Genomic DNA, 20,228 nt, shown 5'->3' with positions numbered 1-20,228 from the left:
GGCATGTTCGATCACCTTTGGGTCGAGTGTGGCCGTGCGTCGGCCATGCGAGCAAGCGAGGTATGAAGGTCAGCGATGAGTCGCGTAGCGCGGGTGGGCCCGGACACGACGGCGATGGCTGTCCTGGACGGCCGGATTCGGTCCCAACCCGACAAGTCCGGCCCGGAACAGCCCGTGGGCCACTCGGCGACGCATCGCCGCTTCCAACTCGTCACGCAACGCCCCGCTGCGAAGCAGCACATCCGGTCCGAGCAGACTTTCGACGGCAGCGAGGGCGCCGGCGGTGTCGCCGTGGTCCAGACGGGCGCGAACGTCCACGAGAGATTCCGGGTGCCGGTGTGCCCCGTCAATGACCTGTAGGCACGGCAGCGGGGTACCGCCCAACGCGACCAGCAGCTCTTCGCGACGAATCTCGTCGGGGTGGTGGTCCAGCGGCACCAGCACCCCGTCCACGACGCCGATTCGGTGCCTGGCCCCACGGCACTCGACAAGGCGCGAGTTCCCTGAGTTGTCGGGACTCCGTGTTGTACCGGCCGGTCGGTGGTCCGGGAGAAGTGCCGACGCGACAAGCGGATGCAGCCGATCGGCGTCGATCAACCCTGCGCGGAGCAACTCCAGGTCGGGGAGCACCCGGGTCGCGGCGTCAGGCAGGACCGGCCACGCACGGCTACACCCTCTCGGAGGAGACTCCGTGATCCTCGGTGTGGACACGTCCTGCGTGCCAAGGTCCAGCGCCAGCCGGCATCGCGTGGTGAGCCGCACCGTGACGACGCCGTCCGCCGATCCCTCCGCGCGCAGCAGAAGCGCCGCCTCCGCCGCCCACCGGTCCACGGCCAAGCCGCTCGGCTCCGCCACCACCCCAGGAGGAATCGCGTCCACCGGGGGATCGCTGCCCGTGAGCCATCGCCCCGCCCCGGACCGCTCCCCCAGCTCACCGACCCTGCGCACGTCCCAGAGGTGGCGGTGCAGATCGAGGCGAAACCGCCGGTCGGGCCGGGGATGGGGATGCAGGCCGGCCCCCGCCTTGGGCTGGGACGGGTCCCACAGGGCGAGGCTGATCCGCTGCCCGGCATCCGCCCAGGCCGGCGGCGTACGCGCCACGAGGTGTATCGGGCCGCCGCTGTCGGCCGGCGGAGGGTATCGAGCCAGGGACACGGTGAGGCCCGGACGCAACAGGCCGTCCGGGCCGATTCTCGGAAAGTGCCAGCGAAGCAGGTCAGGAGCCAGCTGACGCAGATCAGCGCGGACCTGCGCCGCGAGCCGTCGGCCACGGGCGTGACCAACGGCTCGCAGGTTCAGATCCACGTCGACGCGCGCGGCGGCACAGGCCCCGGCCCAGTCACCCGCCGTCCGGCGGGTGGTCGCCGACTCGATCATCGACGGCGGCACGGCGAACTCGCGCACGCGCGACCAGAAGAGGAGGCGGAAGTTCTCATTCGCGGTCAAGGGGTGCATCAGCACTCACCTTGAGCGAATGGAACCCCCGATCTGTTCAGGTTGGTAATCATCGCGGCGAGGGTACCAGGATCGACGCCGAGCGGGCCTGGGTTCGGGAAGCTGCCGGCGTCGGCCTGGCGGCTCGACGGACGATCACCACGCGTCCGCGCCGACCGGACTCAGCGGAACGCGGCGACGTTGCGGGCGGCCCAGTGCGCGAAGGAGCGCGGAGGGCGGCCGAGGACCCGCTGGACGTCCGGGCTGACGCGCAGCTCGGCGGGGTTCGGAGAGCTGAGGATGTCCAGGGTGTCGTCGGCGAGCTCCCCCGGCATGCTCTGGGTCATGCCGGCCTTGGCCTCCGCGCGGGTGAGCTCGTGAAAACGCACCGGCGAGCCCAACGCGGCGGCGATGGCCTCCGACTGCTGCCGCGGCGTGATCACCTCCGGTCCGGTCAGCTCGTACACGCCGCCGCTGTGCAGGTCGTCCAGCAGGCAGGCCGCCGCGACCTCGGCGATGTCCGCCGGGTCGATGATCGGCACCCCGGTGTCGCCGAAAGGCGCGGCGACCACCCGCTGCGAGCGGACGGACTCGGCCCACCACAGGGCGTTGGAGGCGAAGCCGCCCGGCCGCAGGATGGCCCAGTCCAGTCCGGACTCCCGCACCACGTCCTCCAGCCCGCGCATCATGATCCGCGTCGTGCCGAAGGGCCTGGTCGCCACGCCCAGCGTGGAGAGCAGGACGACCCGGCGGACCCCTGCGGCCGCTGCTTGGCCGATGATGTCGGCAGGACTGGCTCCGGCGGCGTGCAGGTCGCCGGACAGCAGTAGGAACAACGCTTTCGCCCCGGCCAGCGTGGACTCGAGGCCGGCGGGCTCGGCCATGTCGGCCACCACATGACGGACACCTTCCGGCACCGCCGCGGTGTGCCGCGACACCGCCGTCACCTGCTGTCCCCGCTCGGCCAGCGCCTGCGTCAAGGGTCGGCCCACGTTCCCGGTAGCTCCGGTCACCACGATCATGAAACAGCTCCTCTTGGTCTGAATGTCCTCTGTGGTCATGACGTTAGGAGCCGGGCTAACTCTTGGTAAGGACGTACCCTGAGGTAAGCTCCTGACATGACTGGAGGCGCGCAGCTCACGCAGGTCGACACCGGGCCTCGGTATGAGGTGTTTCACACCGACTGCCCCGCTCGCAACGTGGTCGACCACGTGACCAGCAAGTGGGGGGTCTGGGTGCTGATCTCCTTGCTGAGCAACGACCTCCGGTTCTACGAGCTGCGCGAGAGCATCCAGGGCATCAGCGAGAAGATGCTCGCCCAGTCCCTGCGCGCGCTGGTCGAGGACGGGATGGTCTGGCGGAAAGTCGAACCGACGACACCACCCCAGGTCACCTACGGGCTGACCGAGTTCGGCCGGGACGTCGGCGAGCCGCTGACGGAGTTGCTCGACCGGATCACACGGCGACTGCCGCAGCGCGGCGTGGCGTAGCGAAGCAGCGGCCGTCACAGGGCCACCTGGAACTGCGTGACATTTGTCCAAGACCGGTGGTCGGCGGACCGCGCAGTATCTCTCGCATGGGCGAGAACGGTGTTCGGCATTCGCACGGGATGCACGTGGTGCACGATGGCCCGCGGCAGGCGCCGCCGCTGTTGCTCATCCACGGATCGGGGGCCTCCGGTGCCACGTGGAGCCCGGTGGTCCCGGCACTGGCCGACCACCACCACGTCATCCGGGTCGACCTCCCGGGCTGCGGCCAGTCCCCGCCCCCGTCGTCCTATGACGTGCCCGTGCAGGCAAGCCGGGTGGCGGCGGTCCTCGACGATCTTGGCCTGCGTCACGTCGCCGTCGTCGGGCATTCCAGCGGCGGTTACACCGCGACCGCGCTCGCCGAACAGCGCCCTGATCTGGTGCGGTCGGTCGCACTGATCAGCAGCGGCCCGCGTCCGGACGCGTTGCTCCCCCAGCCGTTGATCTTCCGGTTCCTGCTGGGGCCGCCTTTCGGCCGGCTGATCTGGTCGAGGCGTTCGGATGCCATGATCCGCGCGGGAATCGGGGCGACGACCGCTCGCCCGGTGGACGTGCCCGACGACACGGTCGCCGATCTGAAGCGGACCTCCTACCGCGCCTTCAGGATGACGTTGCGCCGGAACCTCGCCTACATCGCGGAACGCAGCGTGCCCGATCGTCTCGCCGCCCTCACCGTCCCGGTGCTGGTGATCTTCGGCGCCGCCGACCCTCGCTGGGACCCGTCGTCGGCGCACCAGTACGAGGTGGTTCCGAACGCGCGGATCGAGTTGCTGCCCGGGGTCGGGCACATCCCCATGCTCGAAGCGCCTGAGACGACCGGCGAACTGCTGCTGGGCTGGGCCTCGCGGCAACCGCCCGTCGGCATGGCCCCCGATGCCTAGACTGGCGACGTGACGTCGACCGGGGCACCACCGGACTGGACCACGGTGGACATCGCAGTCCCCCGCCGGTCGGATCGCCTGCCGGGGATCAGCATGGCCGGGTTCCGCCAGCGCGTCCCCTCACCCGTGGACATCACCATGGTCGCGCACCCGGCCGTCACCCTGCTCATCGACCTGGGCGAGGGAGACGGCATCGTCTACGACACCCCCGGCCGGCACGAGCGCGGCAGCGTCGTCATCGGGCTGATGCCAGGCGAACTACGGGCGGGTGGCCGCGTGGGCGACTGTCTCCAGATCCGGCTGGAACCGGACGTGGCAGCCGCGGCGCTCGGCGCATCACCCGAGCTCAGCGGGACGATCGCTTCCTTCTCGGACGTCTGGGGCCGGGACGCGGCGCGGGTCGAGGACAGGTTGCGCGCCGCCGCGTCGTGGGACGAACGGTTCACGATCGCGGCCGACATTCTCGGCCGGCGGCTGGATGCCCGCTCTCCGGTCGATCCGGAGGTCGCCCACGTTTGGCGGCAGACGCTCACCAGCCGAGGCCGGGCACGGGTCGACAGCTTGGCCGGCGAGGTCGGCTGGAGCCGCAAGCGCCTGTGGTCCCGCTTCGGGTCCCAACTCGGAACCAGCCCCAAACGCGCCGCCCGCCTGGTGCGGTTCGACCACGCGGCCCACCTCCTCGCCGCGGGTCACGCCGCCGCCCGCGTCGCCGCCGAGAGCGGCTACGTCGACCAGTCCCACCTCCACCGCGAGGTCAAGGCGTTCACCGGGCTCACACCCTCGGCCGTGGCCGTCGCGCCGTGGCTCGCGATCGACGACATCGCGTGGCCGGCCTCATCTCCAACGCGGAACCCCGGTACAGACAGCCCCCGGCACCGAGCACGAGAGCTCGGCGCCGGGGGCTGTCACGAACGTCAAACGGCCGTGCGCGACCACTGCTGATTGGTTCCGGTGTTGCACGTGTACTGCTTGATGATCACGCCGTCCGCCGTCGACGCGGCCGGCACGTCCACGCACTTGCCGCTGTGTCGTGCACGCAGCTGGAAGTAGCTGCCGTTGGCGACCATCTGGAACTGCTGGTTGGTGCCGGTGCCGCAGGTGTACTGGATGATCTCGGCGCTGTCGGCGGTCGAGGCGCCCGTCACATCGAGGCACTTGCCGCTGTGGCGGCTGACGATGCGCCAGTAGCCGCTGCCGGCGTCCTGGAACTGCCACTGCTGCCAAGCGTTGCCGCCGTACGTGTACTGGCCGACGCGTGCGCTGTTGTCGACGGTCGCTTGCGGCAGGCCCATGGTCTTGCCGCTGTGGCGCACGTCGATCCGGTAGTAGGTCGGCGTCGGGTTCGTGGAGCCGTCACCCCAGGCGTACCGGAGCCGGTCGGCGCCGGAGGTGTTGCGGATGGTCAGGTTGAGGTTGGTGCCGCTGCCGCTGAAGGCGTACATCGAGTACCAGTCATAACCGAGGTTGTCCTTGTACTTGCCGCCGAGCGCGGGCCAGTAGGTGCCGCCCATCTGGTTGTCACGCATGACCTGGGCCATGGCGCGGATGTGACGCACGAAGTTATCGGCGCTGTTCGCGTTGCTGTAGTCGAGGCCGGTGGACATCGGAGCGCCGAACTCGGTCGCCACCGCACGCGACGCGCAATTGCCCAGACGTGTCTGGATGTGGCTGCGGAACTGGTCGTAGGTCATCGCGCCGTAGAAGAAGGCGTAGTGGTGGAAGGACAGCAGCGTCGAGTTGAAGCGGCTGTCGTTGCAGACGTCCCGCAGGTCCTGACTGTAGCCGGTGCCACCGATCAGGACCCGACCGGGCACTGCGGAGGTGTGGTAGTTGAGCCAGTTCGCCGCGACGTTGCGCCAGTCCGTCGACGAGTAGCCGTGCGGCTCGTTCATCGGTTCGAAGTAGACGTTGCTGTTCGAGCCGTACGTGTTGGTCACGCTGGACCACATCGTGTTCCACGCGGCGAGGTTCGTGATCCTGCCGCCGGAGGCCGCGCCGTCCTCCCAGTAGGCGAGGATGACCTTGAACCCGCGTTCGGTGGCGGCGTCGATGGCACCCCGGTAGGCGTTCCACCAAGTCGTGTTGGACACGGTATGGGTGTTGATGGGCAGCCGGACGGTGTTGACGCCCAGGGTGGCGGCCATGTCGTCGTAGAGCGCGTTCGCCTTGGCCCGCACCGTCGCGTTGCTGTCGGACTGGCTCAAGCCCTGCACGACGAGAGTGCCGGTGCTGAAGTTGTCGCCCATCACGGCCCAGTTCATGCCCCGGAACTGACTGGTCGCGGCAACGGCCGGCGACGCGGTGACGACGAGCCCCGCCGCGGCGAGCGCGGTCACCGCAAGGGTGGTCAGCAACCGGCGCGCCGACCGGGTGCGCCGCGGTGGACCTGACGAGTAGCCGTCGGACGCGGTGATCACTGTCATGAAATCTCCCTTATTGGACCTGGTAAGCGCTTTCCACTGCTGCGCCTCGGCGTGCTGACGAGTTTCCCTGCTGGACGTGCTCGACCTACTGGCCGGGCTCAGACCTGGGTGCGGCTCCACTGCTGGTTGGCGCCGCTGCCACAGGTGTGCTGCTGGATGTCGGCGCCGTCGCCGGTGCCGGAGTTGGCGACGTCGAGGCACTTGCCGCTGTGCCGCGCGACGATCCGGAAGTAGCTGCCGGTGGCCTGCCACTGCCATTGCTGGTTTGTGCCGCTACCGCAGGTGTACTGGATGACGTTGGCCCCATCGGCGGTGGAGGCGCTCGACACGTCCAGGCACTTGCCGCTGTTCTGGTTGACGATGCGGAAGTAGCCGCTGCCGGCGTCCTGGAACTGCCACTTCTGGTTGCCGCCGCCGTTCCAGGTCCACTGCTTGATCTCGGCGTTGTTCGCGGTGGAGGCCGACACGACGTCCATCACCTTGCCGCTGTTGCGGTTGGTCACGCTGTACGCCGGAGTCGAGCCGGGCACGTCGGCCACCGGCAGGATCGTGCCGTGGCGGCAACCGGGGCAGGTGATCTGGCTCAGGCCCGACCAGGAGTCCAGGTTCGAGCTGGTGGCCGTCCAGATGCCGCCGTTGGTGTACTTGTCGATCCAGATGCGCCAGGAGCCGTCGCTCATCCGCAGCACGGCCGGTCCTTCGTAGCCCGAGCTCCACAACTGGCCCCGGTTGGCCCACCCGCTGGTGAGGCTCGTGCTGGTCCAGTGCTCGATGTACTTGGAGGTCTCGTTCTTGGTGAACGCGTGGTACGTGCTACCCGACTTCACCACGTAGGTGTCGATGTAGTTGTAGCCGAGGCCACCCATCTGCGCCGGTCCGCTCCAGGACGTCAGCGCGGCGTTCTGGGCGGTGAAGATGTACGGGCGGAAGCAGTTGGAGCAGGTGGTCTGGTTGATGCTCACGATGATCCGGACGGTGCTGCCCTCGACGTAGAACTCGGGCGCCCACGTGAACCGCGTGTTGGCGACGCCGGAGTTCACGCTCGTCACGTGCGTCCAGTTGACCAGGTCGGGGCTGGAGGCGATGTTGAAGTGGGTCGAGTTCGTGGTCCACGACTGGACGGTGTGCGCGATGTAGTAAAGCCCGTTGTGCTGGATGATGCTGGGGTCGCGCAGCACGCCGGACGGGCCGCGGTAGTTCGTGTCGGCCAGCACGCTGAAATTCGTGCCGTTGGCCGACGAGTAGACCCAGAGCTCCTGGTCGGCGGCGGCGTCTCCCTTGAACGTCGTGTAGACGTAGCCGGGGGCGGCTTGCGCGGGTGATGCGACGCCCACCGCAGCGCAGGCGGCGGTGAGCGCCACGACGCTGAGCCGCGCCAGCCAACGTCTGACCTTCAGCTGTCCGTTCACGGATGGTCTCCTAGCAGGTGAGGTGCCGGTGAGAGTCGGCCTGGGACGAGGTGAACGCCGGGCTGGGCTCCACGGCCGCCGGGCGACATCGGGAAAGCGACGCTCGTGGTGGGTGCGCGCGACGCCACCGATCCGTGTGAACGCTAACAGTATGTGACCTATCCACTCAAGAGCGAATTCCTTGCTATATGCGAACAAAGCACCGGCGGAATTGTCGAATGGTTCGACGCCTGTTAGCGCTAACAATGTCGAAGGTGTCGAATTGCGGACACGGGAATCGAGTTCGCGGACCGCAGGCCTCGAACACGCCCCTGGACGGTTGGCCGCGAGGGCAGCGACCACTGCCCCCGCCACGACACCTCCGCCGATCCGGTCGCACCACCCGTCGTCGCGCAGGACGGAGGACCGGTCGGCCCGGTCGGCCCCGTCGGCGCCGGAGGCGAACCCGTCGCGGGCGTCGACCTGGTCGCCGTCTTCGGCAGTGCCTTCGACCGAATGCGATCGGACATCGAGGCCGCCTACGACCGCGAGATCGCGGGAAGGCGGGCGGGTCGCCGGGGAGGGTCTCGGCGAGATGAGCCGGCGGTCCGACGCGCTGGTCGGGCGGATCGACGGCGCCACCGACGCGGGGCGGGAGCGGTTGAGCGAGGCGTTCACCGCGGCCCAAGGACAAGCCAAGCGGAACGTCGCCACCTCACGCGCCCAGATCGCCGGACAGGCCGAGGCCGGACGTGCGCAGATCGCCACCGGGGCGGCAGGAGGCGTCCGGTCGGGTGACGGGCCTGGAGCAGTTGGACGCCGCCGCACCCGAGCCGCCCGGTCATCGACGGGCTGGCGTCCAACGTGGACGAGTGGGCCCGTCTGGGCAACCAGGCCGCCAACGACGCCATCAAGCGCCTGACCATGCCCAAGGAGGTCGGGGGCGGCGGGTTCGCGGGCGCCGCCGCGGCCGGTCTCGACATGTCCGGGTTCATCCGGAACTTCGACATCAGAACCATCTTCGTAAACTTCTGAGGTGGCGACGATGCTGCCCGACGAGATGCTGGACGAGGAGCCGTTCACGGGCGTGGTCGTCTTCATGCCGTGGAATGAGGAGGTCAACGTCGGCCGTGACGCCTTCGACCGACTGCTGGCCCGCTACTTCCGCTGCGTGGAACAGGCCGCGCGCACGCGGAACGATCCCGCGCTGGCCGAGTCGTGGTGGCCCGGGTTCGTCGCCACTGTGGACGTCCTCGCGCGGCGTGCGGAGGGTTAGCCCCAATGCCGCTTATTTGAGGTTGGGGTGCGCCTGTCAAGAGTGGCGAGATGACAACGGAGTTCCTGCTGGAAACAGTGTCGACCAAGATCACTGAAGTACAGGAACTCCGTTGGAAGATCAGTGTTTCATCACCCGTGTCTCGGCTGTGGCAGGGGGCCGGTTCGCGCCGGGCCATCTGGGCGAGCTGACCCGGATCGTGCCGTTCGAGATGGTCGACGACGTCCTGGCCACGACCGGGAAACACAGGCCAGAGTCCGTGACCTGCCCTCGCGGGTGGTGGTCTACCTGCTGCTGGCGGCCGGGTTGTTCGCCGAGGCCGGTTACCGGCAGGTGTGGGCCAGGCTGGTTGCCGGTCTGGACGGACTGCCGGTGGCGATGCCGACTTCCTCCGCGCCGGCCCAGGCCCGACGCCGGATCGGTGCGGCCCCGCTGCGGGCGTCGTTCGCCCTGCTCGCCGGTCCGGCGGCCGGGGCGGCCCGCTGGTGCGGGCTGCTGGTCTGCGCCATCGACGGCACCACCATGTCGGTGCCGGACACCTCGGCCAACCTGGCCGCCTACGGCCGCCAGACCGGTTCCCACGGCGGGTCGGGCTATCCGTTGCTGCGGCTGGTCGCGGTGGTGGCCTGCGGCACCCGCACAGTGATCGGCGCGGTGTTCGGGCCGATCGGTGTCGGCGAGACCACCCAGGCGCCACACCTGCTGAAATGCCTGCGGCCGGGAATGCTGCTGCCGGCCGACCGCAATTTCGCCGTCGCCGACCTGCTCACCGCGATCGCCACGACCGGCGCGCAGGCACTGATCCGCTGCAAGGACGGCCGCCCACTGCCCGACCTCGGCACGCTGTCCGACGGCTCCAGGCTTTCGACGATGGGCGCAGTCGCGGTCCGGGTGGTCGACGCCGAGATCACCGCCGTGCTCAGCGGCGGAAAGCGGCACACCGGACCGGGCCGGGTTCACCGTCGCCCTGCTCACCGCCCGCGACCAGGTCGTCCACGCCGCCGGCGTCATCACCGGCACCACGGTCCACCTGGTCGGACGCGTCGGCCACGCCGTGCTCGCCCACCTACTGCCGGCGCGCCGCAGCCGGACCTGCCCCCGCGTGGTCAAACGCGCGATCTCCAAACACCGCGCCAAAGGCAACCCCGACCGCACCAACCACCGCACGACCATCCACATCACGACCGGGTTGACGACCAACCCACCGCCCTGACTACGCGGCATTGCGACTAACGCCCCGGACCGACACGACCACGGCGAGCACCCGTCGCGGCCGGTGAGCCCAGCACGTCCACCAAACCGATCGTCGACTACCACATCACCTACACCGTCGCGCTGATCGCCGTCGCGGACGCCACCTGGGGTCTGGGCCGCTGGTGGGCGACGCTGCCGGTGGTCCGCGACCACGCCTGGCTGCGGTGACGCGAACAGGAGCGGGCGGGCGCGGCTCGCCCGCTCCGACGTGTCCGGGGATGAGGGCGGGATCGTGATCGGGACGAAAGGACCGTGGTCGGTGTGGATTCCTCACCGTCGGGGACCGCCGCCCTGGAGCGGACCTTGCGGCATGCCGAGGCGGCACCGTGCCGGTCGTGTCGGTCTGCCGGAGGTACCCCGAGGTGTGCGGTGGCGACGACGCCTTGCGCGCCGCACGACGGCGGGTGCCGCGCGGACGATCCGGCAGAGGCCAAGGTCCCGATCAACATGGTCACATGATCCCTGGCTGCTCAAGCGGACGTCGGCCAGTGTTGTGGTCGTGACCAGAGCGGGTGCCCGGCCGCGACCCCCGCCGCCACCCCGTTCCACCAACCCCACCGAGGAGACATCCGTGCTGTCCGCTGCTTCCGCCGAGGTGGTCCGCGCCACGCTGCCCGCCGTGCGCGACCACGCCATGGAGATCACCGGCGTGTTCTACCCGTCGATGTTCGCCGCCCACCCCGAACTGCTCGACCTGTTCAACCAGGGGAACCAGGCCAGTGGGCAGCAGCGCGTCGCGCTGGCCTCCGCCGTCGTGGCCTTCGCCGAGCACCTGCTGGACCCCGGCGCGGTGCCGTTCGGCCCGATCGCCGAGCGCATCGCCCACAAGCACGTGTCACTGGGCATCCGCGCCGAGCAGTACCCAATCGTCGGTCGCCACCTCATGTCCGCCGTCGGCACGGTGCTCGGCGACGCCGTCACCGCCGAGGTGGCCGCAGCCTGGGACGAGGTCTACTGGCTGCTCGCGTGCGAGCTGATCGCCGCCGAGGCGCGGCTGTACGAGCGCGGCGACGCCGACCCCGTGACGCTCTGGCGGCGCTGGCGGGTGGCCAAGCGGCAGGACGAGGCCGTCGACGCGGTGTCATTCACCCTCGTACCCGACGACGGCGGCCCGGTGCCCGACTTCGCACCCGGCCAGTACGTCTCCGTCGCCGTCGACCTGCCCGACGGACACCGCCAACCCCGCCAGTACTCCCTGTCGCAGGGCCCGGCGCGCGGCTCCCTGAGGATCACCGTGCGCCGCGTGCACGGCTTGGACGACGCTCCCGACGGCGCGGTGTCCAACCACCTGCACGACCACGTCCACGCCGACGACACCCTCCTGGTCGGCCCACCGGCCGGGGACAAGGTCCTCGCGACCGGGACCGGCCCGGTGCTGCTGATCAGCGGCGGCATCGGCATCACCCCGACCGCGGCGATGCTCGACCACATCGCCCGCACCGACCCCACCCGACGGGTAGTGGTCGCGCACGCCGAACGCTTCCCCGACCGGCACGCCCTGCGGGCCGAGATCAACCACCTCGTCTCCGGCCTGGCCGCCGCCGACGTGCTCACCTGGTACGAGACCGGCGAAGGCGGACTGCCCGGCCTGATCGACATCGACGCCCTGCCGCTGCCCGAGGACGTGACCGCCCACGTGTGTGGCCCGCTGCCGTTCATGCGCCACGTGCGGGACGGCCTGCTGCGCCAGGGTGTGCCCGCCGGCCGCATCCACTACGAGGTGTTCGGGCCGGGCATGGTCGACAGCACGAACGGCTCACCGGCCTGACGCGGCCGGAAGTCCCTTCCCGATGATCGCCTTCGGCTCTGCGGCCCGGACAGCGGGTCGAGCAGGCTTGGAGGTGGAGGTGCCACCCATGACGAGCACGATTCACACCGGTCCGATCACCGCGGACGACATCGCCCACCTGCCCGAGCCGGCGCAGCGCTACCTGAGGCTCGCCCGCGTGCCGGGACGTCCGGCCGACGTGTCGTTCCACGCCACCACGCACGGCTTCTTCCGGATGCACCTCAAGCTCGCACACGTCGTCCCGGTGCGGGCCGAGGACGTCTACGAGAACAGGCACGGTCGGATGCACGCCACCGCCCTGGGCCTGATCCCGGTCGCCGACGGCGAGGCCAGGTCCTGACCGGTAGGGCCCTTGGGGCACCGCCGGACACCACCCACGGCCCTGTGCCGCCGCCGTCGGGTGGACCACCGTGAATCCATGACTCACCGAGTTTCCCGCGCCTGTTGTCCGGCGACGTGGCCGGCGACGACCTGGCCCTGGCCCGTGCCGTTGCTTACGCCGAAGGGCAGCACGTGGCGCTGCGCGTGCTGCACGCCACATCGTCACTGCCGGTACGGGCCGGACCCATGTGGCCGGTCACCCACGCCGACGACGTGCTGCGCGGCACCCACCACACGATGGTGCCGGCCAGGATGCACCCGCACGAGGCGATCACCCGGTACGCCGAGACAGACCTGCTCATCCTGGTCGGACGAGTCCGGCCACCCGAGCGGCCTTGCACCACGCGCCGTGCCCTGTCCTCGTGGCACCGTGACCCGATGGACGTCGCACCCCCGCGTTCCGCCGAGCAGGATCAAGCGGTCCACGCCGTGCACCTACTCGGTAGAAGGACCTCGAGGGCGCGGGGAGGGTCTTTGGACCCTGTGTCGGACGACTTTCCCCGACGAGGGTTGGTGCAGGCGGAAGACGGAGAGGGGGAGCTGGTGGCTCGGGTGTTTCTGGTGGACGACCACGAGGTGGTCCGCGTCGGCGTGCGGGAATTGCTCAACAGCGCGGACGATCTGGAGGTGGTGGGCGAGGCCGGGTCGGTGGCCGAGGCGCTGGCCAGGGTGCCTGGCAGCGGCGCGGACGTCGCCGTGCTGGACGTGCGGCTGCCCGATGGCAACGGCATCGAGCTGTGCCGCGAGCTGCGGTCGCAGATGCCGGAGCTCAAGTGCCTGATGCTGACCTCGTTCACCGACGACGAGGCCCTGTTCGACGCCATCATGGCCGGCGCGTCCGGATTCGTGCTTAAGCGCATCCTCGGCACCGACCTGCAGACGGCGGTCCGCACCGTCACCGCCGGCGAGTCCCTGCTCGATGCCCGCTCCACGGCGGCGCTGCTCAACCGCATCCGCCGCGAACGCGAGCAGGGCGATCCGGTGCGGATGCTCACCGAGCAGGAACGCACCGTGCTCGACTACATCGGCGAGGGCCTCACCAACCGGCAGATCGCCGAGAAGATGTTCCTGGCCGAGAAGACCGTCAAGAACTACGTCTCGAACCTGCTGGCCAAGCTCGGCCTCGAACGCCGCACCCAGGCCGCCGTCCTCGCCACCCGCCTGCGCAAGCCCGCGCCGCAGTCGGAGGGCTAAGCCAGCGGAACCTGCCAGGTCAGCCGAGTGCCGCCGTCCGGTTCGGCCGTCACCGAACAGGTGCCGCCCAACGCGGCGGCCCGCTGTTCCAGGTTGCGCAGTCCGCTGCGGGCCACGGCAGGCGGCATGCCCACACCGTCGTCCACGACCGAGATGGTCAACTCGTCGCCCGCCTCCACGGTGAGCACCAGTTCCTTCGCCTTGGCGTGCCGGACCGCGTTGGTCACCGCCTCCCGCACCACCGCCTCGGCGTGCTCGCCGACGTCGTCGGGCACCGAGTTGTCCACCGTCCCGGTCATCCGCACGGTCGGCGTGACGGCGGCGTGCTCGGTGAGCTCGGAGACCAGGTCCAGCAGACGCCGCCGCACACCCGGCAGGTCGTCACCGGACTGGAGGTCGAAGATCGACGTGCGGATCTCCAGCACGGTCTCGTCCAGCTGGTGCACCGCCTTGCGCACCCGCTCCCGCACCTGCGGCTCGCGGATCGCGCCCAACGCGCCCTGCAAGCTCATGCCCGTGGCGAACAACCGCTGGATCACGTGATCGTGCAGGTCACGCGCGATCCGGTCACGGTCCTCCAACACGTCCACCAACCGCCGCGCCCGCTGGTTCTCCGCGAACTCCAACGCCACCGCCGCCTGGTCCGCGAACGACGCCAACAACGGCACCTGCTCCGCGCCGAACCTGGCCCCGCCCTTCTCCCGCGCCACCAACAGCACCCCGGTCACGCTCGCACCGGCCCGCAACGGCACGGCGACGCCCGGGCCCACGTTGACGAGCGCGTCACCGAGCCGCCCCTCCAACTCCTCGACCAGCCTCGGCGTGGCCGAGGCCAACACCTGCTCCACCACCGACCCGGATCCGGTCAGCACACTGCCGACCAGGCCCTCGACGCGCTCACCGGCACCGGCGGCCATGCGCAGCCGCTGCCCGTCAGCACTGTCGACCAGCACGATCAGCGACATCGACGCCGCCGACAGTTCACGGGTCCGCTGCGCGATCAACCGCAGCGCGTCGTCCGCCGAAGCACCACCCAGCAACTCGGTGTTGATCTCCGCCGTGGCCTCCAGCCAGCGCTCGCGCATCCGGGACCGCTCGAACAACCGGGCGTTTTCCACCGCGACACCCGCTGCGGCCGCCAGCGCGGTCAGCACGACCTCGTCATCGGCGCTGAAGTCGTTGCCGTCGACCTTCTCGGTCATGTAGAGGTTGCCGAACACCTCGTCGCGCACCCGCACCGGAACGCCGAGGAAGCTGTGCATCGGCGGGTGGTTGGCCGGAAAACCGACCGACGCCGGGTGCTCGGACAGGTCGTGCAGCCGGATCGCCCGCGGATCCTTGATCAGCAGCCCGAGCAGCCCTTTGCCCTGCGGCAGGTGACCCATGTGCGACCGCGTCTCCGGGTCGATGCCCACGTAGACGAACTCCGACAGGTTCTCCTGGGTGCCCAGCACGCCCAACGCGCCGTACCGGGCCCCGACCAGCTCCACAGCTGCCTGCACGATCCGCTGCAGCGTCGAATCGAGCTCCAGCCCCGCCCCGACCGCCAGCACCGCGTCCAGCAGACCCTGCATCTTGTCCCGGGTCGAGCCGATCTCGGTCAGCCGCTCCCGCACCTCGTCGAGCAACTCGTCCAACCGCAGCCCGCCCAGCAGGCGGTGCGGCGTCTCCTTGTCAGCAGATCCGGCCACGGGACCAGCCTTCCACCACCGGGCGCAACCAAGTCCGGCGGACCCTGCACGGCAGGGACCTTCGACCGTGTGTTCCCGCTCCCCGGCGACGCACAGTTGAGCAACGTGTCGTTGATCTCCTTGAGCAGGTACCGAATGGTGATCGCCCGCTCGACCTCGTCGTACTCGTGCCGCTCCTGCCGACCAACTCGATCCACCGGCCTCCGGTGCAGAAGTCGAGCAGGCACAGCGTGAACCCCGACAGGCCCATCTCCGACCCGTACAACCTCATCGCCGCACGCAACACCTGCACCGGAGTGGCCAACAATCGCTCGTTCTCGAACCCACCACCGGTGACCCTGACGCCGTAACACGGGTCGGCCGGAATGATCTTCACCCGGACACCGGCGTTGAGAATCGCCGAGAACCTCACGAAATCGACGCGATGCCCGACTCGGCGTACTCCTCGTCCTGCAACCACGACAGCCACCGCTCGATCTCGACGTAGCCGTTGAAGATGCCGATCACCGGCCACGCCCGCCACCACGGCAACAGATGGTTGTCCATGTAGAACCGGTACTTGACCCCGGTGTTGGGCTCCAGACAAGACGAGACCGCCTCACACCACACCCCGACGAACTCACCGACCGACGTCTCCCCCGTCCCTCGGATCGAGCCACATGTTCCGACGGATCAACGCCCCTTGCTCAACACCCCACTCTTCGGCGGCCTTCTCCGAAGAAAACCCCGCCTTACCACCCCACCGTTTGTACCGGGCTCGCCATCCGGTCGATCCGCGCGCCGCCCGCGCCCACGCACTTCCCACCCTGTACAAGGCCGTCCACGACGGGCTTCCGGCCCTCGCCGGCGTCGGCTACACCGGGGCAAGGGCAGGCGTGCACACCCCGTTCCCGCCGCACCCGGACATCATCAGCCCGCTACACGTCGACACCGCGCGCACAACAAGCTCCTGCGCGGCATCCGCGTCCTGGGCTAACGCTGGGTTAGCCCCGGACCTCGGTGGGCGATCCCAAGCCGTGTCGGATTCAGCGCGCGTGGTCCCGACGGGCACGCCGGGGCGCGTCGCGCATCCACCGATCGGTTGACCGGCGGACGGCTCGGGTGGATGCGCGGGGTCGGACAGCTCACCGATCCGCCGCGCCCCGCGCCGCACCAGGCTGGGGCCATGACACAGACGACTACCGCGGTGGGGCCGGTCGCGGGCGGGGAACGGGCGCTCGCGCCGGATCTGGCCCGCGGGCTGATGCTCGCCCTGATCGCCCTGGCGAACTCCGTGGTGTACCTCTACGGCCGACCGTACGGCGTGCGCCAGCACATCGTCGAGGACGGTGTGCTCGACCGGGTGGTCAGCGTCCTGGACGTGGCCTTGGTCGACGGGCGCGCGTACCCGATGTTCGCCGCCCTCTTCGCGTACGGCGTCGTGCACATGTACCAGCGGCAACGGGCGGGTGGGGTGGACGACCGGGAGGCAACGAGGCTCCTGCGGCGGCGGAGCCGGTGGCTGATCGTGTTCGGGGCGGCCCACGTGGTGCTGCTGTTCCCCGGTGACATCCTGATCACGTACGGGATCCTGGGCTTCCTGGTGGTCGCGTGGCGACGGACCCCGGACCGCAAGCTGCTCACCGCCGCCGCCTGGTGGCTGGTCGTCGTGGCGGTGGTGCAGGGGGCCACCGCGATGATGCCGCCGGACGGCGGGCGTTCCCACTTCTTCTCCTTCGAGGCGGCGGACCCGATCACGGCGCTCGTCCTGCGACCGACGGACTGGCTGCTGACGCCGTTCGGCATCCTCGGCGTGGGCAGCGCGGTGCTGGTCGGCACGTGGGCCGCCAGGCGTGGGGTGCTGACCGACCCGGCCGCGCACCGCGCCCTGCTCCTCCGCACCGCCGTAATCGGGCTGACGGCGGCCGTGGTGGGCGGGTTGCCGATCGCGTTGGCGGTGGGCGGCTTCTGGGAACCGACGTCGCCGCTCACGCTGTGGGGCATCTCGGCGGCGCACGCGGTGACCGGTGTTGCCGGTGGTCTCGGGTACGCGGCCCTCATCGGCCTGGTCGCGATCCGCGTCGGCGAGCGGCGGGGACCGGTGGTCCGGGCGCTCGTCACGACCGGGCAGTACTCGCTCAGCTGCTACCTGTTCCAGTCGGTGGTGTTCGTGGCGCTGCTGATGCCCTACACCCTGGGGCTGGGTGCGACGCTCGGGACCGCCGAGGTCGCCGTGGTCGCCCTGGGCACGTGGCTGGTTTCGGTGCTGCTCGCCGTCCTGCTCCGCCGCACGGGCCGGCGCGGACCCGCCGAGGCGCTGTTGCGTCGCCTGACTTATCGCCGCCCAACGGAGAAGATGGCGGTGTGACGTCGGTGGAGGAACAGTTGGGCCTGTTGCGGGAGCGGCGGTGGAACCAGGCGTGGGCGCTGGCCCCGTTGGGCCTGCTCCTGCTGGCCTGCGCGGTGTCGGTGGCCACCGGCCCGGAGGACTCGTCGGACCAGGCCGCCACCCTGGGCATCGCCGCCGCTCTCGCGGTGTGGCACTGGTGGTTCGTGCTGATGCACCCGCAGTGGTGGGACCGCTGGGTGTGGCCGATGGTCGGGTACTTCGTCGGCCTGCTCGCGTTCACCTCCGTCCTGGTGCTGCGCGACGAAGCGTTCCAGCTGTTCGTCCCCATGTGCTACGTGCTCGCGTTCACCACGCTGCCCGGGTGGCCCGCGTACCTCGGCGTGGTGGCGGCGAACATCCCGTGGCTGATGATCCCCGGGACGGAACCGCGCCAACTGCTGGTCAACCTCACCCTGAGCACGGCGCTGGCCGTGCTGGTCGGCGCCATGATCAGGGCGATGGAACGGGAGGCGATCCGGCGCCGGAAGATCAACTCCGAGCTGGTCGCGGTAGCCGCCGAGAACGCCCGGCTGCACGAGCTCCTGGTCGAGCAGGCCAGGGCCGCCGGGGTCGCCGGTGAACGCGCGCGGCTGGCCCGGGAGATCCACGACACGGTCGCCCAGGGGCTGACCGGGATCGTCACCCAGCTGGAGGCGATCGACGAGCGCGCCGTCCCGCCCGGTCCGGTGCGCTCCCGGCTGGAGATCGCCGGCGGCCTGGCCCGCACCAGCCTCGTGGAGGTCCGCCGCTCGATCGAGGCGCTGCGCCCCGGACCGCTCCAGGACGCCCGTCTGGGTGACGCCGTGCGGCAGGCCGTGACGACGTGGCGGGACCAGTACGGCGTCCCCGCCACGTTCACCGTGACCGGAACACCCCAGCCGCTGCACTCGGAAGTCGAGGTGACCGTCCTGCGTGCCGCCCAGGAGACCCTGTCCAACGTGGGCCGACACGCACAGGCGCGACGCGTGGACGTCACACTGTCCTATATGGAGGACGTGGTCGTCTTGGACGTGTGCGACGACGGGACCGGGTTCACGCCCGGAGAGACCGGCGGCTTCGGGCTCACGGCGTTGCGGGAGCGGGTGCGCGCGTTGGCCGGTGACGTCGACATCGAGTGCGCGCCGGGTGGCGGGACGGCGGTCAGCGTCACCGTCCCGGCGATCGGGGTGGACCGGTGACGCCGCTGCGGCTGGTGGTCGTCGACGACCACCCGGTGGTGCGGGACGGGCTGCGAGGCATGCTCGGCACGCAACCGGACCTGGTGGTGGTCGGCGAGGCGGCCTCCGGGACCGAGGCCCTGACCGTGGTGGCCGCGACCCGTCCGGACGTGGTGCTGACCGACCTGCGGATGCCCGAGCCCAGTGGCGGCACCCTGATCCGCCTGCTGATGGACCGCGTCCCGACCATCCGGGTCCTGGTCCTCACCACCCACGACACCGACTCCGACGTGCTGCCCGCCATCGAGGCCGGTGCGATCGGCTACCTGCTCAAGGACACCCCCCGCGAGGAACTGTTCCGCGCCGTGCGCGCCGCCGCGCGCGGCCAGACCGTCCTCGCCCCGTCCGTCGCCGCCCTGCTCCTCACCCGCATCCGCCCCCACCGCCCGCTGACCGAGGTCCGGCTGAGCGCGCGTGAACGCGAGGTGCTGGCGCTCGTCGCCGAAGGCAAGACCAACCGCGAGACCGCCGCCCGCCTCTACATCAGCGAGGCCACCGTGAAGACCCACCTCCTGCACATCTACGCCAAGCTGGAGGTCCCCGACCGCGCCTCAGCCGTCGCGGCGGCCTACCGGCGCGGCGTCCTGGACGGGTGACCGCCTAGGCGGTGTTCGGTGTGCCGGCACGCACCGCACGTGGCGAAGCGCCGAGCTCACGGCGGCATGCCTTGTTGAACGCCTGGAGGTCGCCGAACCCGACCGCCGCCGCGACCGCCGGGATGGGCAACGTCGACTCGTGCAGGAGGTGACGTGCCCGCTCCAGTCGGCGCCGGCGGATGTAGGCGACCACGGTGTGCCCTGTCTCGGCGTGGAACAGCCTGGTCAGGTGGTTGTGCGACACCCCCGCAGCGGCGGCGACGCCAGGCACGGTCAGCGGTTCGGCCAGGTTCGCCTCGACGTGCGCGACCGCCGCGGCCACCGCGTTGTGCGGCTTCCCGGACGCGGCCAGGTGGGCTACCCGCCACAAGACGGTCCAGACCTCCGCCGCCGCCATGTCGGGGGCGGAGGGCGCGACCGCGATGGCGTGCCGCAGCAGACCGGCGAGCAGCGGTGTGTCGACGCCCGCGTGCTGCATGACCGGCACGGTCAACGCCTCGCCCTTCCCGGGCAGGCGCAGGTGCGCGTAAAGGTGCTCGGATCGGCCCTGGTAGCGGTACGCAACCCGCGCACCCGGCGGAATCAGGCTCACGTGGCCTTGGCGGATGGGGTGCGTCGTGCCGTCAACGGTCAGATCGGCGGTGTAGCCGTACAGGTGCAGCTGCCACAGCTCGGGCAACAGGAACTCGTCACGACGGCCGGCCACGCCGTGCACACCCACGCCCAGGTTCACCACGACCGGCGGCGCGTCCAGCCGGACCGTGACGTGATCCATGGTGAGAATTTACCACTAATGGTGAACACAAC

General features: G+C 70.2%; 19 protein-coding genes. 12 read left to right on the top strand and 7 right to left on the bottom strand.

The window, feature by feature from the left end; all coding sequences use genetic code 11:
• Positions 1 to 69: 69 nt before the first annotated feature.
• Both F4560_RS08645 and F4560_RS08640 read right to left on the bottom strand, forming a co-directional pair.
• On the bottom strand, positions 70 to 1,404 hold the full coding sequence (locus F4560_RS08645; protein ID WP_312868861.1) for a hypothetical protein: 1,335 nt from the start codon (positions 1,402 to 1,404) through the stop codon (positions 70 to 72).
• Between the two features lie 212 nt (positions 1,405 to 1,616).
• Entirely contained in the window at positions 1,617 to 2,456 is an 840-nt protein-coding gene (locus F4560_RS08640) for an SDR family oxidoreductase (protein ID WP_184918421.1), read from the bottom strand.
• Between the two features lie 96 nt (positions 2,457 to 2,552).
• Here F4560_RS08640 and F4560_RS08635 point away from each other — a divergent pair, with 96 nt between their 5' ends.
• The 3 genes from F4560_RS08635 (at position 2,553) to F4560_RS08625 (ending at position 4,786) form a co-directional block, all read left to right on the top strand.
• Positions 2,553 to 2,924: a winged helix-turn-helix transcriptional regulator gene (locus F4560_RS08635; RefSeq protein WP_184918419.1), complete on the top strand. Its 372-nt coding sequence runs from the start codon at positions 2,553 to 2,555 to the stop codon at positions 2,922 to 2,924.
• 86 nt (positions 2,925 to 3,010) lie between these two features.
• A complete protein-coding gene (locus F4560_RS08630; protein WP_246477761.1) occupies positions 3,011 to 3,844 on the top strand; it encodes an alpha/beta fold hydrolase in 834 nt (277 codons plus the stop codon).
• Positions 3,845 to 3,853: 9 nt separating this feature from the next.
• The gene (locus tag F4560_RS08625; protein WP_312868858.1) at positions 3,854 to 4,786 is read left to right on the top strand and encodes a helix-turn-helix domain-containing protein; all 933 of its coding nucleotides are present in this window, start codon (positions 3,854 to 3,856) and stop codon (positions 4,784 to 4,786) included.
• Here the strand turns inward: F4560_RS08625 and F4560_RS08620 are convergent.
• Complete coding sequence (locus tag F4560_RS08620; protein ID WP_184918417.1) at positions 4,759 to 6,267, bottom strand: RICIN domain-containing protein; 1,509 nt, start codon at positions 6,265 to 6,267, stop codon at positions 4,759 to 4,761. The genes F4560_RS08625 and F4560_RS08620 overlap by 28 nt on opposite strands.
• 98 nt (positions 6,268 to 6,365) lie before the next feature.
• Positions 6,366 to 7,676 carry an RICIN domain-containing protein gene (locus F4560_RS46045; protein ID WP_221483409.1) on the bottom strand — a complete coding sequence of 437 codons (1,311 nt, stop codon included), beginning with the start codon at positions 7,674 to 7,676 and terminating at the stop codon, positions 6,366 to 6,368.
• 843 nt (positions 7,677 to 8,519) lie between these two features.
• Here F4560_RS46045 and F4560_RS46040 point away from each other — a divergent pair.
• From F4560_RS46040 to F4560_RS08585, 6 genes are all read left to right on the top strand, one after another.
• The gene (locus F4560_RS46040) at positions 8,520 to 8,690 is read left to right on the top strand and encodes a hypothetical protein (protein WP_184918416.1); all 171 of its coding nucleotides are present in this window, start codon (positions 8,520 to 8,522) and stop codon (positions 8,688 to 8,690) included.
• 1 nt (position 8,691) lies between these two features.
• Positions 8,692 to 8,931, top strand: coding sequence for a hypothetical protein (locus tag F4560_RS08605; RefSeq protein WP_184918414.1), 240 nt, complete (start codon positions 8,692 to 8,694; stop codon positions 8,929 to 8,931).
• Between the two features lie 279 nt (positions 8,932 to 9,210).
• A complete protein-coding gene (locus tag F4560_RS08600; protein WP_221483408.1) occupies positions 9,211 to 10,164 on the top strand; it encodes a transposase domain-containing protein in 954 nt (317 codons plus the stop codon).
• A 592-nt stretch (positions 10,165 to 10,756) separates the two neighbouring features.
• The gene (locus F4560_RS08595; RefSeq protein ID WP_184918412.1) at positions 10,757 to 11,953 is read left to right on the top strand and encodes a globin domain-containing protein; all 1,197 of its coding nucleotides are present in this window, start codon (positions 10,757 to 10,759) and stop codon (positions 11,951 to 11,953) included.
• An 88-nt stretch (positions 11,954 to 12,041) separates the two neighbouring features.
• Positions 12,042 to 12,314 (top strand): DUF6544 family protein, encoded by a 273-nt coding sequence (locus F4560_RS08590; protein WP_184918410.1) that lies wholly within the window; start codon positions 12,042 to 12,044, stop codon positions 12,312 to 12,314.
• Positions 12,315 to 12,895: 581 nt separating this feature from the next.
• Positions 12,896 to 13,549, top strand: coding sequence for a response regulator transcription factor (locus F4560_RS08585; protein ID WP_221484106.1), 654 nt, complete (start codon positions 12,896 to 12,898; stop codon positions 13,547 to 13,549).
• Here the strand turns inward: F4560_RS08585 and F4560_RS08580 are convergent.
• Positions 13,546 to 15,240, bottom strand: coding sequence for a GAF domain-containing sensor histidine kinase (locus F4560_RS08580; protein ID WP_184918408.1), 1,695 nt, complete (start codon positions 15,238 to 15,240; stop codon positions 13,546 to 13,548). The two genes, F4560_RS08585 and F4560_RS08580, sit on opposite strands and share 4 nt — an antisense overlap.
• A 408-nt stretch (positions 15,241 to 15,648) precedes the next feature.
• Positions 15,649 to 15,786, bottom strand: a complete 138-nt coding sequence (locus tag F4560_RS08575; protein WP_184918406.1) for a hypothetical protein — start codon at positions 15,784 to 15,786, stop codon at positions 15,649 to 15,651.
• 619 nt (positions 15,787 to 16,405) lie between these two features.
• On the opposite strand from F4560_RS08575, the gene F4560_RS08570 reads away from it, so the two are divergent.
• From F4560_RS08570 to F4560_RS08560, 3 genes are read left to right on the top strand one after another with little or no spacing between them, the layout of a single operon-like run.
• Positions 16,406 to 17,587 (top strand): DUF418 domain-containing protein, encoded by a 1,182-nt coding sequence (locus F4560_RS08570; protein WP_184918404.1) that lies wholly within the window; start codon positions 16,406 to 16,408, stop codon positions 17,585 to 17,587.
• Entirely contained in the window at positions 17,584 to 18,786 is a 1,203-nt protein-coding gene (locus tag F4560_RS46035; protein ID WP_184918402.1) for a sensor histidine kinase, read from the top strand. Before F4560_RS08570 ends, F4560_RS46035 begins: the two co-directional genes overlap by 4 nt.
• A complete protein-coding gene (locus F4560_RS08560; RefSeq protein WP_184918400.1) occupies positions 18,783 to 19,421 on the top strand; it encodes a response regulator in 639 nt (212 codons plus the stop codon). The genes F4560_RS46035 and F4560_RS08560 overlap by 4 nt, the downstream gene beginning before the upstream one ends.
• A 4-nt stretch (positions 19,422 to 19,425) precedes the next feature.
• On the opposite strand, the gene F4560_RS08555 is transcribed toward F4560_RS08560, so the two are convergent.
• A complete protein-coding gene (locus tag F4560_RS08555; protein WP_184918398.1) occupies positions 19,426 to 20,196 on the bottom strand; it encodes a helix-turn-helix transcriptional regulator in 771 nt (256 codons plus the stop codon).
• Positions 20,197 to 20,228: the final 32 nt, after the last annotated feature.

The organism is Saccharothrix ecbatanensis (assembly GCF_014205015.1).
GTDB lineage: Bacteria > Actinomycetota > Actinomycetes > Mycobacteriales > Pseudonocardiaceae > Actinosynnema > Actinosynnema ecbatanense.
Note: the sequence above shows the minus strand (reverse complement) of the source record. Positions and strands in the feature narration are given on the sequence as shown.

What these genes read in the sequence shown, in the direction of transcription:
- F4560_RS08635 (WP_184918419.1), top strand. Translation starts at nt 2,553, where the DNA reads ATGACTGGAGGCGCGCAGCTCACGCAGGTCGACACCGGGCCTCGGTAT.
- F4560_RS08570 (WP_184918404.1), top strand. Translation starts at nt 16,406, where the DNA reads ATGACACAGACGACTACCGCGGTGGGGCCGGTCGCGGGCGGGGAACGG.
- F4560_RS08640 (WP_184918421.1), bottom strand. Translation starts at nt 2,456, where the DNA reads ATGATCGTGGTGACCGGAGCTACCGGGAACGTGGGCCGACCCTTGACG.
- F4560_RS08630 (WP_246477761.1), top strand. Translation starts at nt 3,011, where the DNA reads ATGGGCGAGAACGGTGTTCGGCATTCGCACGGGATGCACGTGGTGCAC.
- F4560_RS08620 (WP_184918417.1), bottom strand. Translation starts at nt 6,267, where the DNA reads ATGACAGTGATCACCGCGTCCGACGGCTACTCGTCAGGTCCACCGCGG.
- F4560_RS08590 (WP_184918410.1), top strand. Translation starts at nt 12,042, where the DNA reads ATGACGAGCACGATTCACACCGGTCCGATCACCGCGGACGACATCGCC.
- F4560_RS08555 (WP_184918398.1), bottom strand. Translation starts at nt 20,196, where the DNA reads ATGGATCACGTCACGGTCCGGCTGGACGCGCCGCCGGTCGTGGTGAAC.
- F4560_RS08575 (WP_184918406.1), bottom strand. Translation starts at nt 15,786, where the DNA reads ATGGACAACCATCTGTTGCCGTGGTGGCGGGCGTGGCCGGTGATCGGC.